We start from the raw sequence: 19,842 nt of genomic DNA on the forward strand, positions 1-19,842 counted from the left end.
GGACTGATCGAAAATTGAGAAAAGGTCACGTTTGCAGAAAAAAGTCATGTTTACAGAGAAAAGTCACGTTTACAGAGAAAAGTCACGTTTATAATATAACTAATAGCTCAAAAGGGGTTTTCGGACTTATGGATGTACAACTTGAAAAGCGTTTGGTAGAACTCAGGGCAGAATATGAAAACGGGCAAAAGATTCTCAAAGATATTGAATTAAAACTTGCAGAGCTTGAGAACAGGAAGAAAATCCTGGGTGAAACCCTTCTCAGAATCAGTGGAGCAATTGATTTGCTTGAAGAGGTTCTCGGAGAGGGTGAGGGTGCTGATAGTCATGAAATAAAAGCAGGCTCCGAAACTCCTGAAGGAGAGGCTGAGGTCCCCAATGTCATAAGGCAGCCTTTTGAGAAAGCCAGAGGAATTCTGGAAGAGGCCGGACTCTTAGCTGGAGAGGTCACTGAACAAAAAGGGGTTTTGCCCATAGGGGTTATAGTAGGGGAAGTGCTCAGACAGAATCCAAAGCCAGGGACAAAATTGCAGGCAGGGTCGGCCGTAGATCTGGTAGTTGCATCTAAAGGGAAGTTTTTGCCTCCTGACCGGAAATCTTCATGCAGATCTTTTTCTGACCGCGGCTGAAAAGGAATAAGAAGGGCTTTAAAATGAAAGCTTACCCCTCAATGACAGAAGACTATATAAAAGAACTCAGGGAACACTCCAGAGCAGCGCTTTCAGCTTTTGATATTCCTGGGCACGCAGAAAATTTCATATCCTTTAAACCCTGTCTTCAGAAGTTTTTGAAAGAATCGGGAGACATCTCCGGGATTTTCTGGAACAGCAGTAGCAAAAAGCTGGGAGAACATCTGAGAGAAGTGTTTTATATAAAAAACAATTCTCCATTTTCCCCTTCTGTTTTTTCTGGACTGAAACAGGCGCTTAAAGGAATAGAAAGAATAGAAAAAATGCAGGGGAATAAAAGTAAAGAAAGTATCTCCATGAATAAAAATATTGAAGAAAAATCACTTGTAGAAAATGAAAGCTTACAGGAATCAGCATCTTTTTCTTATAAAAGAGGGACAAAAACCCTGAATGTTAATGGAAATAAGTACGAACTCCTGCCTCTATTTCTTGCTGTAAGGGGCCTTTATGCCTCCCTTCCTTTTTTCGACGAACTCAAAGCCTGTACTGGAATGCTTGAAAAAGACCCTCAAAATGCCACAGCGCTTTTTCAGAAATCCACACTTCTTTATAAGGCAAGAAGGTTTGAAGATGCCCTGCAACTCATAGAGAAGGTACTTGAAATGGTTCCTGACGACTTCAGGGTCTGGTATAACAGAGGTGTAATCCTTTCGGAAATGGGCAGGCTTGAAGAAGCGGTTGACGCTTATGATAAAGCAATCGGGCTTGAACCGACTTTTGAGATTGCATGGGATAACAAAGGAGTGGTGCTTGCCAGACTCGGAAGACCTGAGGAAGCCCTCGAAGCATATGAAAGAGTGCTCCTGAGAAACCCGAAATATGCGGAAGCCTGGGCAGGAAAAGGCTGTGTCCTATCTTCACTTGACAGGAAAGAAGAAGCCCTTGAAGCATATAATTCAGCCCTCAAAATCAGGCCTGATTACCTGGAAGCTTTGAAAGCTGTCGGAAATTTGCTTTCCAGACTTGGTAGATATGAGGAATCTCTGTCAGCATATAATGAGGCCCTTCAAGCTTTACCGGAAGATCCCGCACTCTGGGCAGGCCGGGGGCTTGTTCTTTCAGAACTGAACAAACAGGAAGAAGCCCTTCGGAGCTGTAATAAGGCTCTTGAGTTGAAACCTGGTTTTACTCCTGCGCTTGAAATAAAGGTAGAAATCCTTTCGAGAATTAGCCGCCAGAGGGACATAAATTCTCAATAATATTTCCTACAAAAACAGTATATTTTCTGCAAAAAACGGCTTATGCAAAAATAACTTCTCTGCATGAATAATTTTTACATAAACCCTTTCTACCGTTTACTCGCAAAATTCGAATCAGAAAAAGTATATCTTATTTGAAATGAAAGTGCTCAATACAGGTCTAACTCCGGTTTCGTGCAAAAATCCGGAAAATTAGACATGGAAGATGATTCCGAAAGGGGTCCGAATATATCTTCGCTGGAAAGAGGATTCCGAAATGACCGAGGAGAAGAATACTACTGAAAAAACTGAGATAAAGCAGAAGGAACTGGAAGCGGCAGAAAAAACCGAAGAACACGAGGACCCCGGGCAGCTCCTTCTATCAGCAGGTGAAACTAATGATTATGAGGACAAACTCAGGCTTTACGATAAAGCTTTAAATCTGGATCCTCTGCACTTTGATGCCTGGCTTCAGAAAGGTTTTGTCCTTGACAGGCTGGGGAGATCTCAGGAGGCTCTTGAATGTTATAACAAAGCTCTCGAAATCGAGCCTGAGCATCTGGGAATAAAATGCCTCAAGGGTTTTGCCTATAGCAATCTAAAGGAGCATGAAAAAGCCATAGAATGTTATGATGAAGTTCTTAAAGTCAATTCCGATGATATTTTTTCCCTGTACCAGAAAGGCTTGGTTCTGGAAAACCTTGGAAGGTATGGAGAGGCTATGGAAGCTTATGACAGGGCTCTTGAGGTAGATCCTACTGATGCCCTTATCCGGGAAAAAAGGCTCAGGCTTCTCGGGCTTATATATAAAAAAGGGACCCTGATCGATTCGCCGGATAGCGACTTTAACTGATCTTTTCGAAACTGAAAAACAGGAAAAAAGCTCATGATTCAAAAAGAAAAAGTAAAGAATCCAGAAATCAGTAAAGGATCTAAAAGGAATCTGAATCAGAAATAAAAAAAGAAATAAAGAAGAAATAAAGAAGAAATAAAGAAGAAATAAAGAAAAAGAAATAAGGAAGAAATAAAGAAAGAGAAATAAGGAAGAAATAAAGAAAAAACCAAAAAGTGTTAAGGGCTGTTTCCAGCCTTTACTTTTTACTCTGCTCGTTTTCTTTCCTGATCTCTTCAACTGTTTCCATAAGTTTTTCTTTGATTTTCACGATAGCGTTAACAGCTTCGCCGCCTGCATCAATAGGAGCCTTTTTTTCAAGGTCAGCTTTCATTAACTGCTCGTCAAAAGGAATCTCTCCAAGTACCGGGATGCCAAGTTCCTCAAGCCTGTGGTTAACCTTCCCGCCTCCTCCTTTGTTAATTACGGCAGCAATGTGTTTTATCCCTATTTCAGAGGAGAGCTTTTTTATTCTCTCTGCTGTTTCAAGAGACCTTGCCCCTGGTTCCACCACCACAATCATAAGATCCATACCGCGTGTGGTTCCTCTTCCCAGGTGTTCTATCCCCGCCTCCATATCCAGGATAACCGCACTCTTTTCCTTAAGCATGAGGTGCCTGAGAAGAGCCCTGAGGAAGGCTGAAGCCGGACACATGCACCCGCTTCCTCCTTTGTCAACAGTCCCCATGACAAGCATCCTTACTCCATCCGGCCCTATTACTCCATATTTGCCTGCGATATCGTCCACTTTAGGGTTATAGATAAAAGCCCCGCCTTCGGCTCCTGCCCTTTCCTGGATAAGGTCTTTGAAGTCAGCAAGGGGTTTTGGGGGGTTTTCTATACCCAGGGAAGATGCAAGGTTCATGTCCGGATCTGCATCTATTGCCAGGACTTCATATCCGTCCCTTGCCAGCAGTCTTGCCAGAGTGCCTGAGAGAGTGGTCTTTCCAACGCCGCCTTTTCCGGTTATTGCTATTTTTATTCGAATTCCCCCTGATACTGATATAAATTAAACGGAATATTTTTTATTCGGATATAACCATCAAACTGTTTATACTTATTGATTTTATCTGATTTTACTTTTTGTGTTTTATTTCTACTTATAACAGATCCCGCTTTTAAGAGCAATATGTTTAAGGTATTCTTCTATATGGCTCCCCTGCTTTCTGGAAAAACCCGACTCCCTGGCAAGCCGGTCAAGCACTTTTTGAACTCCGGTCCCATACTGCATTGCTTTTTTCTCTTTCCGGAGAATCTCCGGGGGAAGAAAACCTTCTGCCACTTTCCTGAGGATATATTTTCGTGTATATGAACCATTTTTTTTCAGGATCTTGAGTTCAGGACTAATGGCAAGTCCGATTTTTATTACTTCTTTATCAAGGAAAGGCACCCTGAGCTCTACGGAATTGGCCATTGTAACCATGTCATCCCTCTCAAGGTTAATTGTTGAGATATTCTCAAGATTAGAAAAAATCTCCCTATCCAGCACATCAGGTCCCATCTCGAAAAACCCTTCATGTCTGCTGTACCCTCCGAAGAGTTCATCCGCTCCCTGACCTGTTAAAATGACCCGCTTTCCATCTTCACCTGCGGTCTTCGCAACTATATAAAGAGGAAGCCCTATTGTGACCTTCATCGGGTCAGTAGATTCGGTTGCGTAAATTACCCTGGGAACAGCAGCTTCTATTTCTTCGGGCGAAAGAAAGTGGACTTTCAGGTTGCTTTTCATGCCTATGGCTTCGGCTGCATACTCTGCCTGGGTGATGTCATGGGAGCCAGGAAGCCCGACCGCATATAGAGGGATATCGGGGTCTATCCTCTTTGCAAGGGCTGCTAAAAAGGTACTGTCAATTCCTCCTGAAAACGCAATTCCTGAGAGCGGGCTAAGCCTCAGTTCTACAGCCCTTTCAAGGGCCTCCTTCAAGCGAAATACAGCTTCTTTTTCTCTGTAAATTCTTTCTTTAGGAGATTTTATTTTAAGGGATTTCTCCATTACATTTTCGGCTATTTTCCCGTTTTTGGTATTGAAGCCGGTAACCCCTCCCTGAGGAAAAGGCTTTGCTTCTCTGTTAATGCGTGAGAGGGCTTTTTTTTCGGAAGCAAATACTAACTCCTGCTTTCCCATTTTCTCCGCATGAAAAAAAAAGAGAGGTTTAACCCCTGATGGGTCCCTGGCAAGTACAAGTTCTGTCCCGCATGCATATGCAAGAGCATAATCCCCATTTACTTTCAGAAGTGCGGAAAATACGGCATCTACCGGGGCACTGCCTTTTTTTACACCGTTTTCTATAAGTTCAAAAAGCAGTTCCGTATCAGAATTGGTTTTTAGCCCTATCTCAGCCGCAAGCTCGCGGAAATTGTAGATCTCTCCGTTAAGTACGAGGGACCCTGTTCCTGTAAGCGGCTGGGGCATATCCCCGGTTATTTTTAGCAGGGTATTTCCTGTGCTCAGGTCTCCCGAAGTATGTATTCCGCAGGCATCAGGTCCCCTGTGCCCCAGGACTGCAAGCATTCTCTTTACTTCCGTATTACTGTCAGAAGTTCCGAACATTCCTGCTATTCCGCACATAATTATACCTTTTTTCCGTTCTTTCTGTCCGGTATACACAGCACAATCCTGTATTTATTGTTTTGCAGTCTCCAGGAAACATATCAATGAATAGCCAATGAATAGCTGAAAAGAACCGTATAAGCAAGACAAATAGATTTGGAAAAGATATCGACAATTTAACTTAAATGAGATTTAAGATACCGCGGCTTTTTAATTAATGTGATAATTGTTGAATCTATTTTAGGTATGGGAAAAGTCTTTCATTTTTTTCTTCCCATGCCGCGCCGGAGAGGAGCCAGCCCGCGGTATAAGAAAAACAACTCTCAAGCCGGTAATGCGCTGTCAATAGGGTAAAATCCGGAAAAGCTTCTCTGGCTGAAGATATTTTCTTAACTCCAGAAACCGACCTTAACTCTACACATAAATGCAGATATCTCCACCATTTGAATGAAAGTCGCATAAAAAGAAATAATTGAGAAATGAAAAGAAATCAAAAAATCGTACTTATAAATACTTATAGTTCTGCAGTGCTTTTCTTACTTCAATCACGAAATTCCGGCTGTTTTTGCTTCTGACCCTGTCATCTTTCTCCTTTTTATTCTCTTTTATCATCTTTTTCCTTTTTATTCTCTTTTATCATCTTTCTCCTTTTTATTCTCTTTTATCATCTTTTTCCTTTTTATTCTGTTTTATATCTGCTATGTTACCCCGGTGATTCCTCCCTGAGCACTTCTACAGCGAATATGGGATCACCTTGCAGTGCAGCGAAGGGATTCCTTGCGCTTTTTTCGTCCCCTATCCAGATGGAGTGATTACAGTAAAGACAGCAACAGCGTGTAATGTAAAGGTCATTTTTCGGCACATAAGCCCTGCAGCAATTGCTGCCTCTGAGAACTCCATGTTTGCAGAGAACAAGCTGCCTGGTCAGGTGCAAATCCTACTCCAGACCATCGTGTTTAATATCCCAGCTATCCGGTTTATTGAAGTTCAGTATTTCACCCAATTTATAATTGGATTTTTTATACATTTAAAACTATCCAAATCTGTAATACATTTTTATAATAGTACTTGTATAAATGCGGGTGACATTCCCGGAAGCATCCGAAAACTGCAAATAATTCCATAAACCCTGGGATTTCTGCCCTCTGACAGTAAAATAGAGATTACAACGAGAAAAATGTAAATAGAGACGTCTTAGATAGAGAAGTTTTTTTAATTCAGTTCACTGTAAATGTACCATATTTATTTAATATGGATGGTTTAGTTATCTCGTATTAATCGATGAACTAATTGTTTCCTGGTGTTTGGCTATGGAGTGGTTCACTCTCCAGGCAAGAGAAACAGAATAAAAATATTTAAATTAGATGACTCTTAAAAACATACCTGGACTGAGGAAAACAAATGCAACTTGAATCCACAAAACGCAAAAATCAGGAATATTTCGCTGCCTGGGATAAAAAGATAGAAAACACATGGATGCGTCTGCTTTCAGACATGGCAAAGCCGTTTATTATTTTTATAATTTTGAATATTTTTACAATTGCCATACTGGTCAAGTTAAGCATATATAACTTTAATTTCTAACTCTCTGTAATTTTGTTTACAAATTATATGTTTTCTCGGCATTATGGGCACTGCTATTCAAAGACATATGTACTGATGGCAGGATCTGATCTTCTCGTATCCAAGGTACATAGATAAATAATCAAGTATAGTTTAAGAATAATTTATAGTATTAAGAATGATTTTATCTATGGCATAATAGAAAGTTACAAACGCCAATTCTCCTGATAAATGGTCTTTATTTTTCCGTGCTTAATAAACATGTCTCTAAATAACACCCATAAGATTAAATAGGTTTTATCCTTATTTCCCATGAAATCGGCGCTGGTAAGGCAAGTTAAAAACCAGCCAATAACTAAAAATAAATGGGATTAGATTAAGTAATCAAATACTTTATAATTATTATGATTCAGACCGGTAATTATTTACCTTCAGCGCATCACCTTCCATCTCATACCGTATTTGGTCTACCGGAAAAAAGGTAAAAGTCCAAATAATTAAAAGGTTGTAATTAAAGATTCAATAAACAGAATATTGTAATTAAAGATTCAAGATTCAAAATTGAGGCTTACAAAAATGCAGTACCAGGCAACAGTAACTATTGAACAGAAAGCAGGCATGCTTGACCCTGAAGGCACCACAGCCAAGAGGGCGCTCGGACACCTTGGATACGCAGTCGAAAGCGTAAAGACTGCAAAACTGTACGAAATCGTGCTCGAAGCCGAATCTGCCGAAGTTGCAAAGCAGAAAGTTGATGAGATGTGCCAGAAACTAATTGCAAACCCAATCATCCACAACTATACTATAGAGCTCAAAGAATTCAATTAAGGCTCCGTGCATGAATAAAAGGATTGATGATAAAATCCAGAAAGCTAAATGCTTTGAAAACTTGAAGGAAGATTGAGGGAAAAAAGATGAAAATTGCCATTATTCAGTTCGGAGGCACAAACTGCGACCTGGATGTCCTTCACGTCCTTAAAGACGTGATTGGTGCGGACGCCGAAACTGTCTGGTACAAAGAAGAAAGCCTGTCAGGCTTTGATGGGGTCGTTGTCCCTGGCGGCTTTTCTTATGGAGACTATCTCAGGGCAGGAGCAATTGCTGCCAGAACTCCTATTATGGATTCCGTAAAGAAAATTGCAGCCGAAGGAAAACCTGTCCTCGGGATTTGCAACGGTTTCCAGATCCTGACCGAAGCGCGGCTTCTGGAAGGGGCTCTTACAACAAACGAGTACCCCAAGTTCAGGTGCCACTGGACCAGCCTTAGAGTCGAAACAGCCAGCACTCCCTTTACATCCAGGTTCAGAAAAGGCGAGGTTATAAAGCTCCCCATTGCCCATATGGAAGGCAAATTCTATGCTGAGGAACCGACTCTTGCAGAACTTGATGAGAATGACCAGGTCGTCTTCCGTTATGTGGATGAAAAAGGAAGGCCAACAGATAAAGCCAACCCTAACGGTTCTCTGGAAAACATCGCAGGAATAGTGAACTCTTCAAGAAATGTTCTCGGCCTCATGCCTCATCCTGAAAGGGCATCGGAATCAATCCTTGGTTCAGATCAAGGCAGGAAGGTTTTTGAGTCTATGGCGGATTATATTACAGAAAACTTCTAATCCGCTTCCGTTTCTTTTTAATTGCCTTAGCTTTTAAGAAAAAGCTCCTTTTGTTTTTAAAATTTATTTCCTTTTTAAGAATTTATTCCATATAATTTTATATTAATTTATTTTGTACTAATTTATTTCACATTAATTTATTTTGTACTAATTTATTTCACATTAATTTATTTTATATCAAGTTACTTTGTATTGAGTTTTATATTGAGTTATTTTCTTTCACTTCAGTTCTTCATTAAGCTCTGGTTTTCTTTATCAGCCTTACTGAGAGAGAATCCGAATTTTTTATGCGTTTCAAATATCGAATCTCCTTTTAAACCGATTTTTTGAATACAGGAGGATAATTAGCAGAGTAAAATAAACGAAAGTTCAGACTTATTTTTCAGAATTTATGTTTCAAAATATTTTTATTACTCTAGAATATATCCTTACGAGTTAATATAAAATATCATTTATTCTTTTGGAATGGATAATTCAATCAATTAAGGGAGTATTGAATTATGAATGAAAGGCTAGCTCTAAATGTTTTGGTAATTTCTCTTCTCGTACTTGGAACTGCTATAATCCCGGCAAATGCTGCGGTTATTACCGTAAGTATGAATGGAGGGGAAAACTACACTTCTATCCAGGAAGCTGTAAATAATGCACAGAACGGAGACACGATTCTTGTAAATCCTGGAGTTTACAGGGAAAATGTGAAAGTGAATAAAGAAGTTTTAATTATCTCAAATTCTTCAGAAGAACTGAACGACCGCACATATGTGCTGGGTGCAATTTCGAATGACGATGTCTTTTTTGTTAACTCGAGTAATGTGACAATATCCGGGTTCTATATCTCAGGAGGCCCTTCCAGTCAGGACTGGTACGAGGTTGGGATTTATCTTGAAGGGGCAGACAACTGTTCACTGATCAACAATGCCCTGATATTCAATGATGTGGGCATAGCTCTCAATGGTTCCCAGCGCAATTACATTAACAACAACCTTGCAGGCATGGGATACACCGGGATTGCTCTTATCGGTTCCAATGAAAATGAACTCTCAGATAACTGGCTGGCAACAAATGACGAGGGAATCTTAATGAACAGCTCTGTCAACAACACCATTTTCAATAACACCGCAACTGCAAATGGGATAGGGTTTTTCCTTGGGACATCTGACCGAAATATAATTGATTCTAACTCGGTCTCGAGAAACGATTATGGAATCATTTTAGAGAATGCGGGATACAATACTGTAACAAATAATTCCCTGCACCAGAACGAGCTTGGAATTTACCTTAATGCATCCTCCAGCAACACTATCTATCAAAATGAGTTCTCTAACTTCCTTGATGCGCTGGACGAAGGGGTTAACATATGGAACAGCAGTACGGCAGGCAATATCTGGAGCGACTATACAGGTGAAGATGCCGATGGAGACGGTATCGGAGATAGTCCTTTCGTTGTCAACGAGTCTACCGGAAGTACGGATTATATGCCTCTGGTAGAAGAATCCTCTGATAACAGCTCAGGAGACGCAGGCGACAATAACGGAAATGAGACGTTTGTATCTAATGGAAAGCCAGAAGTCTAAAAGGAGGTTACAAAGGAGGTTACGGAATATAGCTGGAAATATGCCTGAAGTACCGCTAACCAGAGTACATCTGATCCCTGACTAATTTAAAAGGGGTAAGAAGTAGAAAGAAATAAAAAGAAAGGAAGGGAACTCCGGATGAAATCTCTTAGAAATTTCTAATAAACATGTAAATCCTTAGTTTTTAGATTTTTACATTTTCTAGATTTTTATCCTGTTAGAATTTCTTCCTTCCAGGACTTTCTTTTTTCCAGAATTTCCTTCTTTCCAGAATTTTCTTCCAGGATTTCTTCCAGAATTTTCTTTCAGGCTTCTACTTCACAACTCTTAGATTTTTATTCTAATTTTAAATCTTTTGTTAGTTAAAAAGGAAATTAAAAAATCCATTGCTTATTTGTGCCCTAATAAGATAGATGCAATAAATGCCATTATCAAGCACACAAAAGTAAAGACGAGAGCAAGGACTGACTTGACCTCTTCTCCCTTTGACATCTTGCTGGACTTACTGTTCATGTATAGCAGATAGAGCAGGGCTGTTGAGACTGGCACCATCCAGAAAAAATACCTGGCATTTTCGTAAGATGCTGTCCCGGTTGCAGTCATAAGTATTAGTATGATCATTAACCAGCCTAACAGGAGAGTAATTTTAACAACTGTTTTTCTTTTTACGGAAAGGGACCTGGAAATGCCGGGACGACAATTATGAGTTTTCTGATATGGAAGGGGCATACACTCTAATTTATTGTTTCAACTGTTATTTAAATCTGCTTCTATCTTTTTTATGTATTTAATCGATCAAAAGGATAGACATGGGTTCAGGCTGACCTTTTATAGGAAACATTAGAGGCATTCCTGCTTCTGCAGCAGTTCTTTTCATGTTAATGCCTACAGCGTGCTCAGGAATCCTTGCCATGTTTGAATGGATGCATACCCCTTTTTCCACATTGCATTTTTCGCAGAGCCTGCACGAACCATTAACAAATGCCACTGCAAAAGTAAAACCCTCATTAAAAGCTGTTTTTTCAAGCTCAAGCATTGAGAGCAGCATTTTTTTGCTGTAATCAAAATAATCTGACCAGAATTTTGAAGCTTTTTCTCTTGTTTCTTCAGGTTCTGAAGGATCAAGCCAGGTCTTATAAGGAGCTTTTGCAATCTCTTCATCCGCTACCGCAGGAGACCGGAATTTGACAAGAAGAGCATACCTGTACTCTTTAAGTATTTCCCTGAACTCATCGACAGCAGGAACATGAGGAGGGCAGGTAAGTTTTTTCCCGTAGCCAATACATCCTCTGCATTTTAGAACCACTCTTTTTTCAACGAAGACCTGGTTGGTGGGGATTATCTTTGCGTCCACGGCTTCAAGCTCAAAAGCCTTTTTTACAAGAAATTCAAGTTCTTCAGGGGCCATATCTCTAAAAGGCAGAATTTTTCCTCCTTTAAACTCGCTTTTACCCAGAGGAGTCATAAAATTACTCTATTCTTTAGCTATTTCCTGAAGGGCGTATACTACTTATCTTTTTTCAAATATTCCTGTTTGTCTGAAAGTATTCTCTGCCTCTCCTATTTTATTTTTCAGAACCTATATTTTTATTCTTTAATCTGTCCTGGCAGCCGTTAATTTAACAGTTAATCTTGTTTTAAGCGTGAATACTGTTCAGGGGTTAAAGCAGTTGATTTTTCTGACAAAATTATTGGTTTTTTCTGAGTAGAACTGTAATAATTATAATTAATATTTAGTAACAAAGTAGAGAACAAAAATGTTAAATATCAATAATACAATAAAAGAACGTCTCTACCCGAAAGACACAAAATTTAATCGCCTCCTGAATCATCGAAAGCACCTGATACTCTTTTTTACCCCTGCCTGAGGAAAAAAGGCAGGGGATAAAGGTGCAAGATCCGGAAGAAACAAAATAATGCCAGGAAATTAACCAAAAAAAATATTCCAGGAAGCAATCAGCCTCCGATTCTTTCTATGCTTTCTGTTTTTCACTTTCTCAAAAACGGGACCTGTGGTCCACAGTTATGAAAATTGTGCAGAAAGTACTATTTAAAAATACTGTTTATTACTAAAGGTATTGTTTGTTAGCAAAAAGCATTATTTGTTGACGAAAGTATCGTTCGTCAATTATTAGGAGTTCACATTTGAGAGTCGCACTCCCTTACTATTCTGAACCCCACGCTGTTGAGTCTCGTGTTCTGTGCCGCAAAGAGCCTTTCAGCCGATCTGCAGCACCCTGCATTCCCGTTCCAGCCTCCCCCTCTCCTTATCCTTACAGGCAAAGATATGCTGGGAAAAAGGCTTTCCCATGCCCTGCCATCCGAAGGTGCTCCTTTATAGCTGATATGGTACTCGTCCTGAACCCATTCCCCAACATTTCCGTAAAGATCATAAAATCCCCAGGGGTTAGGTTTTTTCATGCCCACTGGATGAGCTTCAAGCCCTGAGTTTTTAAGAAACCAGGCATATTCTTTAAGTTCCGTTTCGTTATCCCCGAAAAAATAGCTGCCCGTAGTTCCTGCTCTTGCTGCATATTCCCATTCCGCTTCCGCAGGGAGCCGATATACCGGGCTATTTTCACCAGCATTTTCGAAAGCATTAAGTTTCCTGATAAAAACCTGAACATCCTCCCAGGAAACGGTTTCTACCGGAAGCTTCTCACCCCTGAAATAGGAGGGATTATTTCCCATTATTTTACTCCACTGTTCCTGAGTAACCTGATACTTCCCCAGATAAAAGTTTCTTTTTATGGTTACTTTATGCACAGGGCTTTCCCAGAGCTTTCTGCGCATCTCATTTGAGGGAGAGCCCATTTCAAAATCTCCTGCGCGCACGAGGATGAATTCCATTCCAATCGAGTTTTTAATATGGCTGCTTACAGGGATAGAATTGTCAATATGGACTGGATTCTTAATGGTCTTCACTCCCCTCTGGACGAACCTTCATTAAAGTCCTTAAACATATGTCTGGACTCTTTGAAGCGTAAATATTTTTGATTAAAATTTTTTTATAAAAATATATATTTTCATTCAGAGATCTCATGCCTCCGGCAGGATATCATCTGAAGATTTCTATCTCTTTTCTATTTTTTATTGCTTACTGTTTAATTATGAGTTGATCTTTCTTAACTTTCCCTTTTCTGGTTGATTCTGGATTTCTCCTTTCAGGTTTCAATCTTTGAGAGCAGTTTTCTGGTCCATTTATACCAGATTCGTTCAAAAATTTTAATTAGTATTTCTTAAGGACAATAATTTGACATATTATTTATCAATTTAGAAAAATATAAAATATAAGAATAGTAATCATGTTCAAAAATAAAAAGGTTTTTAGGGCATTAATAAGTGTTTAAAGAATTATCCTAGAATAAATGAGTTAATGGAGGTGAGCAGATTAAACAGTCACTTATAAATCTCATCTTTTTTTCTGAAAAGAGAAAAGAACTTTTACTTCTCCTCAGGGAAGAGCCGAGAGATATTGATGCAATCAAAGAACTGCTGAATATGGATGCAGGCTCGATTCAGCCCCATATAAAAAAAATGAAAGATGCTCACCTGCTGGTTGAGGAAAAGAAAGTCTACAGGCTAACTGAAACGGGAAAAATAATAGTTGAAAATCTGATACCTTTCCTGAGCACAATTAAGGTCTTTGAAATAAGTAATGACTACTGGAAGACGCGTGACTTAACCCAAATTCCTGATTTCCTTCTTGAGAGAATCGATGAACTCGGGCATTGTGAACTGCTTGAACCTGATGTGGAACACATGCTTGAAACTCCAAAAGTTTTCATGGATAATATGCTGAATTCAAAGGAGATTCTTACCTTTGTATCATATTTCCATCCAGAATCACCTTCTCTCTACGCAGACCTTGCTGAAAATGGGACCAGAATTACGCTCTGTACAACTGAAAGTGTCATAATCCGTTTGTTCTCCAGTTTTCCTGAAGAAGCTGAAAGGTTTTCTAAAAATGAAAACTCGAAAATTTTTGTTTGCAGGAAGCCTATGCCCATACCCTCAGTTGTTGTTACTGACAGGTTCCTTTCGCTCAAACTTTATGAAAACGATGGTAAATTGAGGGACCAGTTATTGATATCCACCGAGGAAGAAGCACTGGACTGGGGAAGAGAGCTTTTCTGGCACTGTATGGAAGTAGTCGAACCGGTAGAAGTAAGAGCATTTTTCCAGGACCTGGCTAGCCGCCAGCCTGTCTGTCATATGCATAATATGAATACGGACTAGGTGTTAATGCGGGTTAATGTATAGCTATTAAGGTACGGCTGTTAAGTATAGCTTGATGTATTGATTGAATAAGTTTTAATTTTCAGTGTAGCAGGCAAACGAGCTGATTATTTTAAGCTGTTAATGAATGTCGAACAAATGAATATCGAACATGTAAAGCTAAGTATATTATCTGGATTTAAAGTGTATCATCCGAATTTAAAGCGTATCATCCTGGTTTAAAGTATATCATCTGGATTTTCAGCCCTCTGCTATCTATTTCCGGTTTACCGGGAACATAAACAAACCCATATTTACTCCCCTGCTTTGCAGTGAGTGCAGCTGCAAGTGCGTCCAGTATATCGTCTTTTGTAAGTTCTTTTCTTCTATATTTTAAAAGGGAATATTCAACTATTTCATCTGCAAGTTTGCAGGCATTTTTCAGAACCTCTCTTCTTTCAAGAAACCCTTCGGTTTCCTTTTTTGAGTGTTTCACAGGAAAGCCTGAGAAAGACTGGAAACAAATCTCTGGCCCTACCTCCCGGACCTTTTCCCTGTAATTTTTGTTTTTTACCAGAAAACTGTCAACATCCCGGATTTTGGGAACTATATTCCATGCCTGCTTTGAAATTCTCTTTCCTGTAAGCCTTTCATTGATATTGCATGCTTCTTCATAGGTTTCCGCATAAATTGCTTCCCTGCACGGCACAGGAAAAATACTTGACTTTCGCGCTTTCAGGATCTTTCGGGCTTCGATGTCTGAAAGCCGCTCTCCCGAACCTCCGTCTTTCAGGCCAATAGGAATATCAATCAGGACCAGTGGATCAGCCTCTCTATATTTATTTTCTAGGAAATTGATGAGGCACGAAAACTCGGGAAAGACAGCAACTTCCCATTTGCAGCCATTTTCATCTTCTTCAAGAAATACTGCAAACCAGCCTGCTCTGCAGCCGTCAACCCCGACAAAAACCTTTTTGCCCATACCTGTACCTGGGAGTATAAACTTAAAAGAGTTTTTCCCGCACAAATTATAATTGATTACGGCTGCGGAAACCATTAATTAATTACAGGATATAAGAATACGATATACGAACCTAAGAAATACGGACCTAAGAAATCGAAAAATTAGGAGGCAGGTTATGAAGTTCTGGTTGCTCAAATCCGCAGGCACTTTAGAGGACGAAGAGAGAATTCTGGAAGACAGCATTGTTACTATTGGCTGGGCTGAGCTTCCTGATTTGTCCGCCAAAAACAAAGGTCAGGTAATGAGACTCATAATGGAAAAATACCCGGGCATGCGGGAAGAGCTTTCCGAAACCTGGGCTAAGGAGATCTGCTCTTTTATTGCAAAAATAGAAAAAGGAGACCTTGTGGCAGTTCCTCTTAAAACCAGGAACGAGGTGCTGATCGGAAAAATTAGTGGGAACTACGAATACAGGTGGTTAACTAATTTTATCAGTCATATCCGAAAAGTAATGTGGCTTAAAACAATTTCTAAAAGGGAATTTGAAGATGAATATGATGTTGACCTCAGTTCCCCTGAAACCCTTTACCTGATAAAGGCAGATCTTCAAAAGCTTTCTGCTCTTGCTGGAACGAAAAGCCTGGAAGCCCTCATAGGAGAACTTTCTTTTGCGCTTGAAGACCTTGACTTAATGAGAGAGAGGATTCTCGAACTTGTATACAGGCTCGCTAGGACTGATGAAATCACTGAAGTCAGAAGAATTGCAGAGGAAATGGAACAGATATTGAAAGAAAAGTGAAGAAATATAGGAAAAAAGAGGAGGGAAATAGAGGAAAAGATAGGGAAAGAAAAAAGGAAGAGAGGGAAAGGAAGGAAAAAAGGAAGTGAAAAGGAAGAGAGAAGAAAGGAGAAAGAAGGAAAAACAAAAGGAAAAGAAAAGCTCCTCTCAAATACTTAGTTATTTTAAATTTGTTTGCCTATGAGGTCGTTCAGGTCGAGTTCGAACCCGACGACGGCATACCCTAGTGAAAACTTGCTTATAACCTCAGGATGGAATTCTCCGAAAACTCCAAGCTTTTTGCCATTGACATAAACATCTGCCCGCCTGCCTTCAAGGAATGCAGGGTCTTTTGACTCTTTTACTTCATAAGAAAGCATCATTTCCCTCATAAAGGCATCCACGACCTCGTAAACTTCCGTGAAGTTTGCCTGCGGGTGGATAGAGACTGCTGCAACATGCTGGCCTGTTGTTTCGTTGCTTACAACCTCTCCGAACTCAAAGATCTTCTGCGGAAGTTCCCTGTGCTGGTTCAAAGAAAGAATTTCAAGAAGGTTAGGAAGCACGGTTGTCCTGAGCATCGTCTGGTCTTCGCTGATCGGGTGAAGCACATATGTTACGTCATCAGTCTTTTCCCTGCACATGTTTTCAAAGTTTATCTTTTCACTGGTAAGCGTGAAGGGCATAACCTCATAATAACCCAGCCCGACCATTATTTCGTTTACCGAAGCCCGCATCAGGGAAATCGGGTGGGACTTGCCCGCAGTATAGGTCTCAGGGATCTTTACTTTGATATTCTCGTAGCCATAGCCTTTGGCAATGTCTTCTACAAGGTCATAATTGTGCAGGATATCTGCCCTGTAAGCCGGAACTTTTACCTCAATAGTTTCCTTATCAAGGGCGCATGCTCCAAAGCGCATCCTCTCAAGCTGTTTTACTATCTCTTCAATCGGGAGTTCCATGCCTGCAAGAGATTTTACTTCGCCTGTCGTAAGCAGCCTTTCTTTCGGCTCAAGGTCAGGCAGGACAAATTCCTCTCCCCCAGGGCGGATTACCCTCACAAACTCAATCTCTCCTCCCCTTTCAGCAAGGGCTGTGACCACGATATTCAAAGCGGTATACACTGCTTCTCCAAGCCCTGTAACATCAATGAAAAGGTCGGTTGTCTGTTCAGTCACAGCTGTGAGAGTGCCGTTGATTATGGGCGGGAAGGACAGTACATTGTCGTTTGCGTCCAGGATGATCGGATATTTGTCAAAACCGCTGACGAGATGGGCAAATCTTGTGCCTTTGGGGTGCTTCTCAAGAATTTCCTTCATGCTCATCTTTTCAGTATAGTCAAGAGGCACGAATTTGAATTCGGGGTCAACTGCCATATACCTGAAGGGCGGCTTTATATTTTTAAGGTCATGGACACCGATAGAAACTTTTTTCCTGTTTCGGCCCAGGCCCCAGTGCAGGTCCTCCTGAAGGTCCATAAGGGACTTGATGGAAGAGGAAGTGAGCTTTACCCCCCTTACAACCGCACACCCGAGGAACGGCCTGATTTTCAGGATGTCTTCGCTTACGGATATGGACACCTTATAGGGCTTTATCTCATACTCGGGAAGCCCGGTCTCAATGTCCAGAAAGCCCCGCATTGCCCTGGCTGCCCCTTCAACGCTGTAAAGGTCAGGCCTGTCAGGGAAGAACTCGATGTCAACATATTCGTCTTCAACCCTTTCGATATCGGCACCTATCATAGGCACCCTTTTTATGATGGTTTCCTTATCTGTTCCCGTGAGTTTCTCGAGGTCTTCATAATGCAAGGTGATTACTGGCATGGGGATTTCATCTCATTGTTACTAGCTAACTTAATGCCAAAAATAATCAACTTTAGATTTAATGCTTTTGTTTCAGGATCTCAATCCACACACCCATATGGGTGCGACTATGTTGTTTTTCTTAATAATTCTTTACTATATACCATTTCAATCCATACACACCTTGGTAGATGCGACCATTATCAATGTTTATTCTTGAGTTATAATATTTTATCCACACACCCACAAAGGGTGCGACCGGTAGACATTGAGTAAACGAAAAGAAATCCCCAATTTCAATCCACACACCCGCGAAGGGTGCGACGCTGTTGCTGCTGCATCAGTCGGGTTAACAAGGTCAATTTCAATCCACACACCCGCGAAGGGTGCGACAGATATGCTTCACAAGAATAACCTCCCGGAAAAATTTCAATCCACACACCCGCGAAGGGTGCGACAGGTAGTCTCAATTATCGAGCCCGAATAATTCAATTTCAATCCACACACCCGCGAAGGGTGCGACGGAGGACAAAAACGGGCCCCTGTGGCTCATTCAGATTTCAATCCACACACCCGCGAAGGGTGCGACCTGCCAGACATAGACATCCGGCATCGGTTTTATAATTTCAATCCACACACCCGCGAAGGGTGCGACACGAACGATTCAGAGGTCGACATACAGGCATGCAGATTTCAATCCACACACCCGCGAAGGGTGCGACTCCCTTACTGTTAGTTGATTCTACTTCTTTTGAGATTTCAATCCACACACCCGCGAAGGGTGCGACGCTGTTCAATTGAAACTATTTCATCAGAATCAACATTTCAATCCACACACCCGCGAAGGGTGCGACCGGACTTTTTCTCACCATCTACCAGAGGGCGGATTTCAATCCACACACCCGCGAAGGGTGCGACATCTGCAAGAGGACTTGCTAATACCATTCTACATTTCAATCCACACACCCGCGAAGGGTGCGACATCATAATAATCGATCGTATATGCACCGTTTACAATTTCAATCCACACACCCGCGAAGGGTGCGACGTACGACTATTTTGATGTTCCTTCAATCATCTATATTTCAATCCACACACCCGCGAAGGGTGCGACGTTAAAGCTTATGAAGTATCCGAAAAGACCAAAGGATTTCAATCCACACACCCGCGAAGGGTGCGACGCGCACAAAAAACAGCAACCTCAACATTCGTGATTTCAATCCACACACCCGCGAAGGGTGCGACGCCCTATGTGCTGCACTCTCCGCAAGTAGAGAGATTTCAATCCACACACCCGCGAAGGGTGCGACTCTCTTTGAGTGTCTGTTTTTTGTCTTGAACCGCATATTTCAATCCACACACCCGCGAAGGGTGCGACCTGCTCTCAGTCGTTCTGAAAAAACATCGACTGAAATTTCAATCCACACACCCGCGAAGGGTGCGACTCTCTTTGAGTGTCTGTTTTTTGTCTTGAACCGCATATTTCAATCCACACACCCGCGAAGGGTGCGACCTGCTCTCAGTCGTTCTGAAAAAACATCGACTGAAATTTCAATCCACACACCCGCGAAGGGTGCGACTTCATGTAAATCAAAAACTAAGCGCCAAGCGCCCATTTCAATCCACACACCCGCGAAGGGTGCGACCCTCAGAAATGAGCCCAACAATTAAAGCCGCTGATTTCAATCCACACACCCGCGAAGGGTGCGACACCCGACCTGTGCAGGCACATCAGCCTGGAGATTATTTCAATCCACACACCCGCGAAGGGTGCGACGCAGAAATTTCTGATCCTTATCACAGAGTTTCAAGATTTCAATCCACACACCCGCGAAGGGTGCGACTTCAAAAACAGCTTTTCCCCATCTTCGCGGTACTATTTCAATCCACACACCCGCGAAGGGTGCGACTGCTTGCCATTCACGGTGATTGGGCCAACAGGCAGGAAGGAGAATTTCAATCCACACACCCGCGAAGGGTGCGACGCTCAGGAAGAAGTCAGGATTGGACAGTCCATCGC

General features: G+C 41.3%; 18 protein-coding genes and 1 CRISPR repeat array (1 of these 19 cut by a window edge). Of the genes, 10 read left to right on the plus strand and 8 right to left on the minus strand.

All coding sequences use genetic code 11. The annotated features are described in order from the left end of the window. Positions 1–128 precede the first annotated feature (128 nt). The 3 genes from RSJ42_RS08700 (at position 129) to RSJ42_RS08710 (ending at position 2,720) form a co-directional block, all read left to right on the plus strand. Positions 129–629: a PASTA domain-containing protein gene (locus RSJ42_RS08700; RefSeq protein WP_410510173.1), complete on the plus strand. Its 501-nt coding sequence runs from the start codon at positions 129–131 to the stop codon at positions 627–629. Positions 630–652: 23 nt separating this feature from the next. Next, positions 653–1,888, plus strand: coding sequence for a tetratricopeptide repeat protein (locus RSJ42_RS08705; protein WP_410510174.1), 1,236 nt, complete (start codon positions 653–655; stop codon positions 1,886–1,888). A gap of 256 nt (positions 1,889–2,144) precedes the next feature. After that, positions 2,145–2,720 (plus strand): tetratricopeptide repeat protein, encoded by a 576-nt coding sequence (locus tag RSJ42_RS08710; protein WP_410510175.1) that lies wholly within the window; start codon positions 2,145–2,147, stop codon positions 2,718–2,720. A gap of 238 nt (positions 2,721–2,958) precedes the next feature. On the opposite strand, the gene RSJ42_RS08715 is transcribed toward RSJ42_RS08710, so the two are convergent. Next, on the minus strand, positions 2,959–3,684 hold the full coding sequence (locus RSJ42_RS08715; protein WP_410510345.1) for a cobalamin biosynthesis protein CobN: 726 nt from the start codon (positions 3,682–3,684) through the stop codon (positions 2,959–2,961). Between RSJ42_RS08715 and RSJ42_RS08720 the strand changes: the two genes are divergently transcribed. Next, a complete protein-coding gene (locus RSJ42_RS08720) occupies positions 3,623–3,772 on the plus strand; it encodes a hypothetical protein (protein ID WP_410510176.1) in 150 nt (49 codons plus the stop codon). The genes RSJ42_RS08715 and RSJ42_RS08720 overlap by 62 nt on opposite strands. Positions 3,773–3,855: 83 nt before the next feature. Here RSJ42_RS08720 and RSJ42_RS08725 read toward each other — a convergent pair whose 3' ends face one another. Then, the gene (locus tag RSJ42_RS08725) at positions 3,856–5,328 is read right to left on the minus strand and encodes an asparagine synthetase B family protein (RefSeq protein ID WP_410510177.1); all 1,473 of its coding nucleotides are present in this window, start codon (positions 5,326–5,328) and stop codon (positions 3,856–3,858) included. Between the two features lie 685 nt (positions 5,329–6,013). Next, a complete protein-coding gene (locus RSJ42_RS08730; RefSeq protein ID WP_410510178.1) occupies positions 6,014–6,244 on the minus strand; it encodes a hypothetical protein in 231 nt (76 codons plus the stop codon). 467 nt (positions 6,245–6,711) lie between these two features. On the opposite strand from RSJ42_RS08730, the gene RSJ42_RS08735 reads away from it, so the two are divergent. The 4 genes from RSJ42_RS08735 to RSJ42_RS08750 all read left to right on the plus strand — a co-directional run bounded on the left by RSJ42_RS08735 (position 6,712) and on the right by RSJ42_RS08750 (position 10,060). After that, entirely contained in the window at positions 6,712–6,894 is a 183-nt protein-coding gene (locus RSJ42_RS08735) for a hypothetical protein (protein WP_410510179.1), read from the plus strand. Between the two features lie 555 nt (positions 6,895–7,449). Further along, positions 7,450–7,701 (plus strand): phosphoribosylformylglycinamidine synthase subunit PurS, encoded by a 252-nt coding sequence (gene purS / locus RSJ42_RS08740; protein WP_410510180.1) that lies wholly within the window; start codon positions 7,450–7,452, stop codon positions 7,699–7,701. A gap of 86 nt (positions 7,702–7,787) precedes the next feature. Further along, on the plus strand, positions 7,788–8,486 hold the full coding sequence (gene purQ / locus RSJ42_RS08745; RefSeq protein WP_410510181.1) for a phosphoribosylformylglycinamidine synthase subunit PurQ: 699 nt from the start codon (positions 7,788–7,790) through the stop codon (positions 8,484–8,486). 500 nt (positions 8,487–8,986) lie between these two features. Continuing rightward, complete coding sequence (locus RSJ42_RS08750; protein WP_410510182.1) at positions 8,987–10,060, plus strand: nitrous oxide reductase family maturation protein NosD; 1,074 nt, start codon at positions 8,987–8,989, stop codon at positions 10,058–10,060. A 390-nt stretch (positions 10,061–10,450) separates the two neighbouring features. Here RSJ42_RS08750 and RSJ42_RS08755 read toward each other — a convergent pair whose 3' ends face one another. The 3 genes from RSJ42_RS08755 to RSJ42_RS08765 form a co-directional block, all read right to left on the minus strand. Then, on the minus strand, positions 10,451–10,681 hold the full coding sequence (locus RSJ42_RS08755) for a hypothetical protein (protein ID WP_410510183.1): 231 nt from the start codon (positions 10,679–10,681) through the stop codon (positions 10,451–10,453). A gap of 166 nt (positions 10,682–10,847) precedes the next feature. Beyond that, positions 10,848–11,525, minus strand: a complete 678-nt coding sequence (locus RSJ42_RS08760) for a DUF2284 domain-containing protein (RefSeq protein ID WP_410510184.1) — start codon at positions 11,523–11,525, stop codon at positions 10,848–10,850. 674 nt (positions 11,526–12,199) lie between these two features. Further along, positions 12,200–12,985: a formylglycine-generating enzyme family protein gene (locus RSJ42_RS08765; RefSeq protein ID WP_410510185.1), complete on the minus strand. Its 786-nt coding sequence runs from the start codon at positions 12,983–12,985 to the stop codon at positions 12,200–12,202. A gap of 576 nt (positions 12,986–13,561) precedes the next feature. Between RSJ42_RS08765 and RSJ42_RS08770 the strand changes: the two genes are divergently transcribed. Next, complete coding sequence (locus RSJ42_RS08770) at positions 13,562–14,299, plus strand: helix-turn-helix transcriptional regulator (protein WP_410510186.1); 738 nt, start codon at positions 13,562–13,564, stop codon at positions 14,297–14,299. 208 nt (positions 14,300–14,507) lie between these two features. Here RSJ42_RS08770 and RSJ42_RS08775 read toward each other — a convergent pair whose 3' ends face one another. Then, entirely contained in the window at positions 14,508–15,260 is a 753-nt protein-coding gene (locus RSJ42_RS08775; protein WP_410510187.1) for a DUF429 domain-containing protein, read from the minus strand. Positions 15,261–15,417: 157 nt separating this feature from the next. Between RSJ42_RS08775 and RSJ42_RS08780 the strand changes: the two genes are divergently transcribed. After that, on the plus strand, positions 15,418–16,041 hold the full coding sequence (locus RSJ42_RS08780) for a restriction endonuclease (RefSeq protein WP_410510188.1): 624 nt from the start codon (positions 15,418–15,420) through the stop codon (positions 16,039–16,041). 164 nt (positions 16,042–16,205) lie between these two features. Here RSJ42_RS08780 and pheT read toward each other — a convergent pair whose 3' ends face one another. After that, positions 16,206–17,843: a phenylalanine--tRNA ligase subunit beta gene (gene pheT, locus RSJ42_RS08785; RefSeq protein WP_410510189.1), complete on the minus strand. Its 1,638-nt coding sequence runs from the start codon at positions 17,841–17,843 to the stop codon at positions 16,206–16,208. Positions 17,844–18,049: 206 nt separating this feature from the next. After that, a CRISPR array of direct repeats spans positions 18,050–19,842; the repeat unit is 32 nt; unit sequence ATTTCAATCCACACACCCGCGAAGGGTGCGAC; it runs 2,687 nt beyond the window's last position.

It is taken from the genome of Methanosarcina hadiensis (assembly GCF_046529725.1).
GTDB classification, from domain to species: Archaea; Halobacteriota; Methanosarcinia; order Methanosarcinales; family Methanosarcinaceae; genus Methanosarcina; species Methanosarcina hadiensis.

What these genes read in the sequence shown, in the direction of transcription:
- RSJ42_RS08755 (WP_410510183.1), bottom strand. Translation starts at nt 10,681, where the DNA reads ATGATCATACTAATACTTATGACTGCAACCGGGACAGCATCTTACGAA.
- RSJ42_RS08700 (WP_410510173.1), top strand. Translation starts at nt 129, where the DNA reads ATGGATGTACAACTTGAAAAGCGTTTGGTAGAACTCAGGGCAGAATAT.
- RSJ42_RS08775 (WP_410510187.1), bottom strand. Translation starts at nt 15,260, where the DNA reads ATGGGCAAAAAGGTTTTTGTCGGGGTTGACGGCTGCAGAGCAGGCTGG.
- pheT (WP_410510189.1), bottom strand. Translation starts at nt 17,843, where the DNA reads ATGCCAGTAATCACCTTGCATTATGAAGACCTCGAGAAACTCACGGGA.
- RSJ42_RS08750 (WP_410510182.1), top strand. Translation starts at nt 8,987, where the DNA reads ATGAATGAAAGGCTAGCTCTAAATGTTTTGGTAATTTCTCTTCTCGTA.
- RSJ42_RS08770 (WP_410510186.1), top strand. Translation starts at nt 13,562, where the DNA reads ATGGATGCAGGCTCGATTCAGCCCCATATAAAAAAAATGAAAGATGCT.
- RSJ42_RS08720 (WP_410510176.1), top strand. Translation starts at nt 3,623, where the DNA reads ATGTCCGGATCTGCATCTATTGCCAGGACTTCATATCCGTCCCTTGCC.
- RSJ42_RS08710 (WP_410510175.1), top strand. Translation starts at nt 2,145, where the DNA reads ATGACCGAGGAGAAGAATACTACTGAAAAAACTGAGATAAAGCAGAAG.
- RSJ42_RS08725 (WP_410510177.1), bottom strand. Translation starts at nt 5,328, where the DNA reads ATGTGCGGAATAGCAGGAATGTTCGGAACTTCTGACAGTAATACGGAA.
- RSJ42_RS08705 (WP_410510174.1), top strand. Translation starts at nt 653, where the DNA reads ATGAAAGCTTACCCCTCAATGACAGAAGACTATATAAAAGAACTCAGG.
- RSJ42_RS08735 (WP_410510179.1), top strand. Translation starts at nt 6,712, where the DNA reads ATGCAACTTGAATCCACAAAACGCAAAAATCAGGAATATTTCGCTGCC.
- purQ (WP_410510181.1), top strand. Translation starts at nt 7,788, where the DNA reads ATGAAAATTGCCATTATTCAGTTCGGAGGCACAAACTGCGACCTGGAT.
- purS (WP_410510180.1), top strand. Translation starts at nt 7,450, where the DNA reads ATGCAGTACCAGGCAACAGTAACTATTGAACAGAAAGCAGGCATGCTT.
- RSJ42_RS08760 (WP_410510184.1), bottom strand. Translation starts at nt 11,525, where the DNA reads ATGACTCCTCTGGGTAAAAGCGAGTTTAAAGGAGGAAAAATTCTGCCT.
- RSJ42_RS08780 (WP_410510188.1), top strand. Translation starts at nt 15,418, where the DNA reads ATGAAGTTCTGGTTGCTCAAATCCGCAGGCACTTTAGAGGACGAAGAG.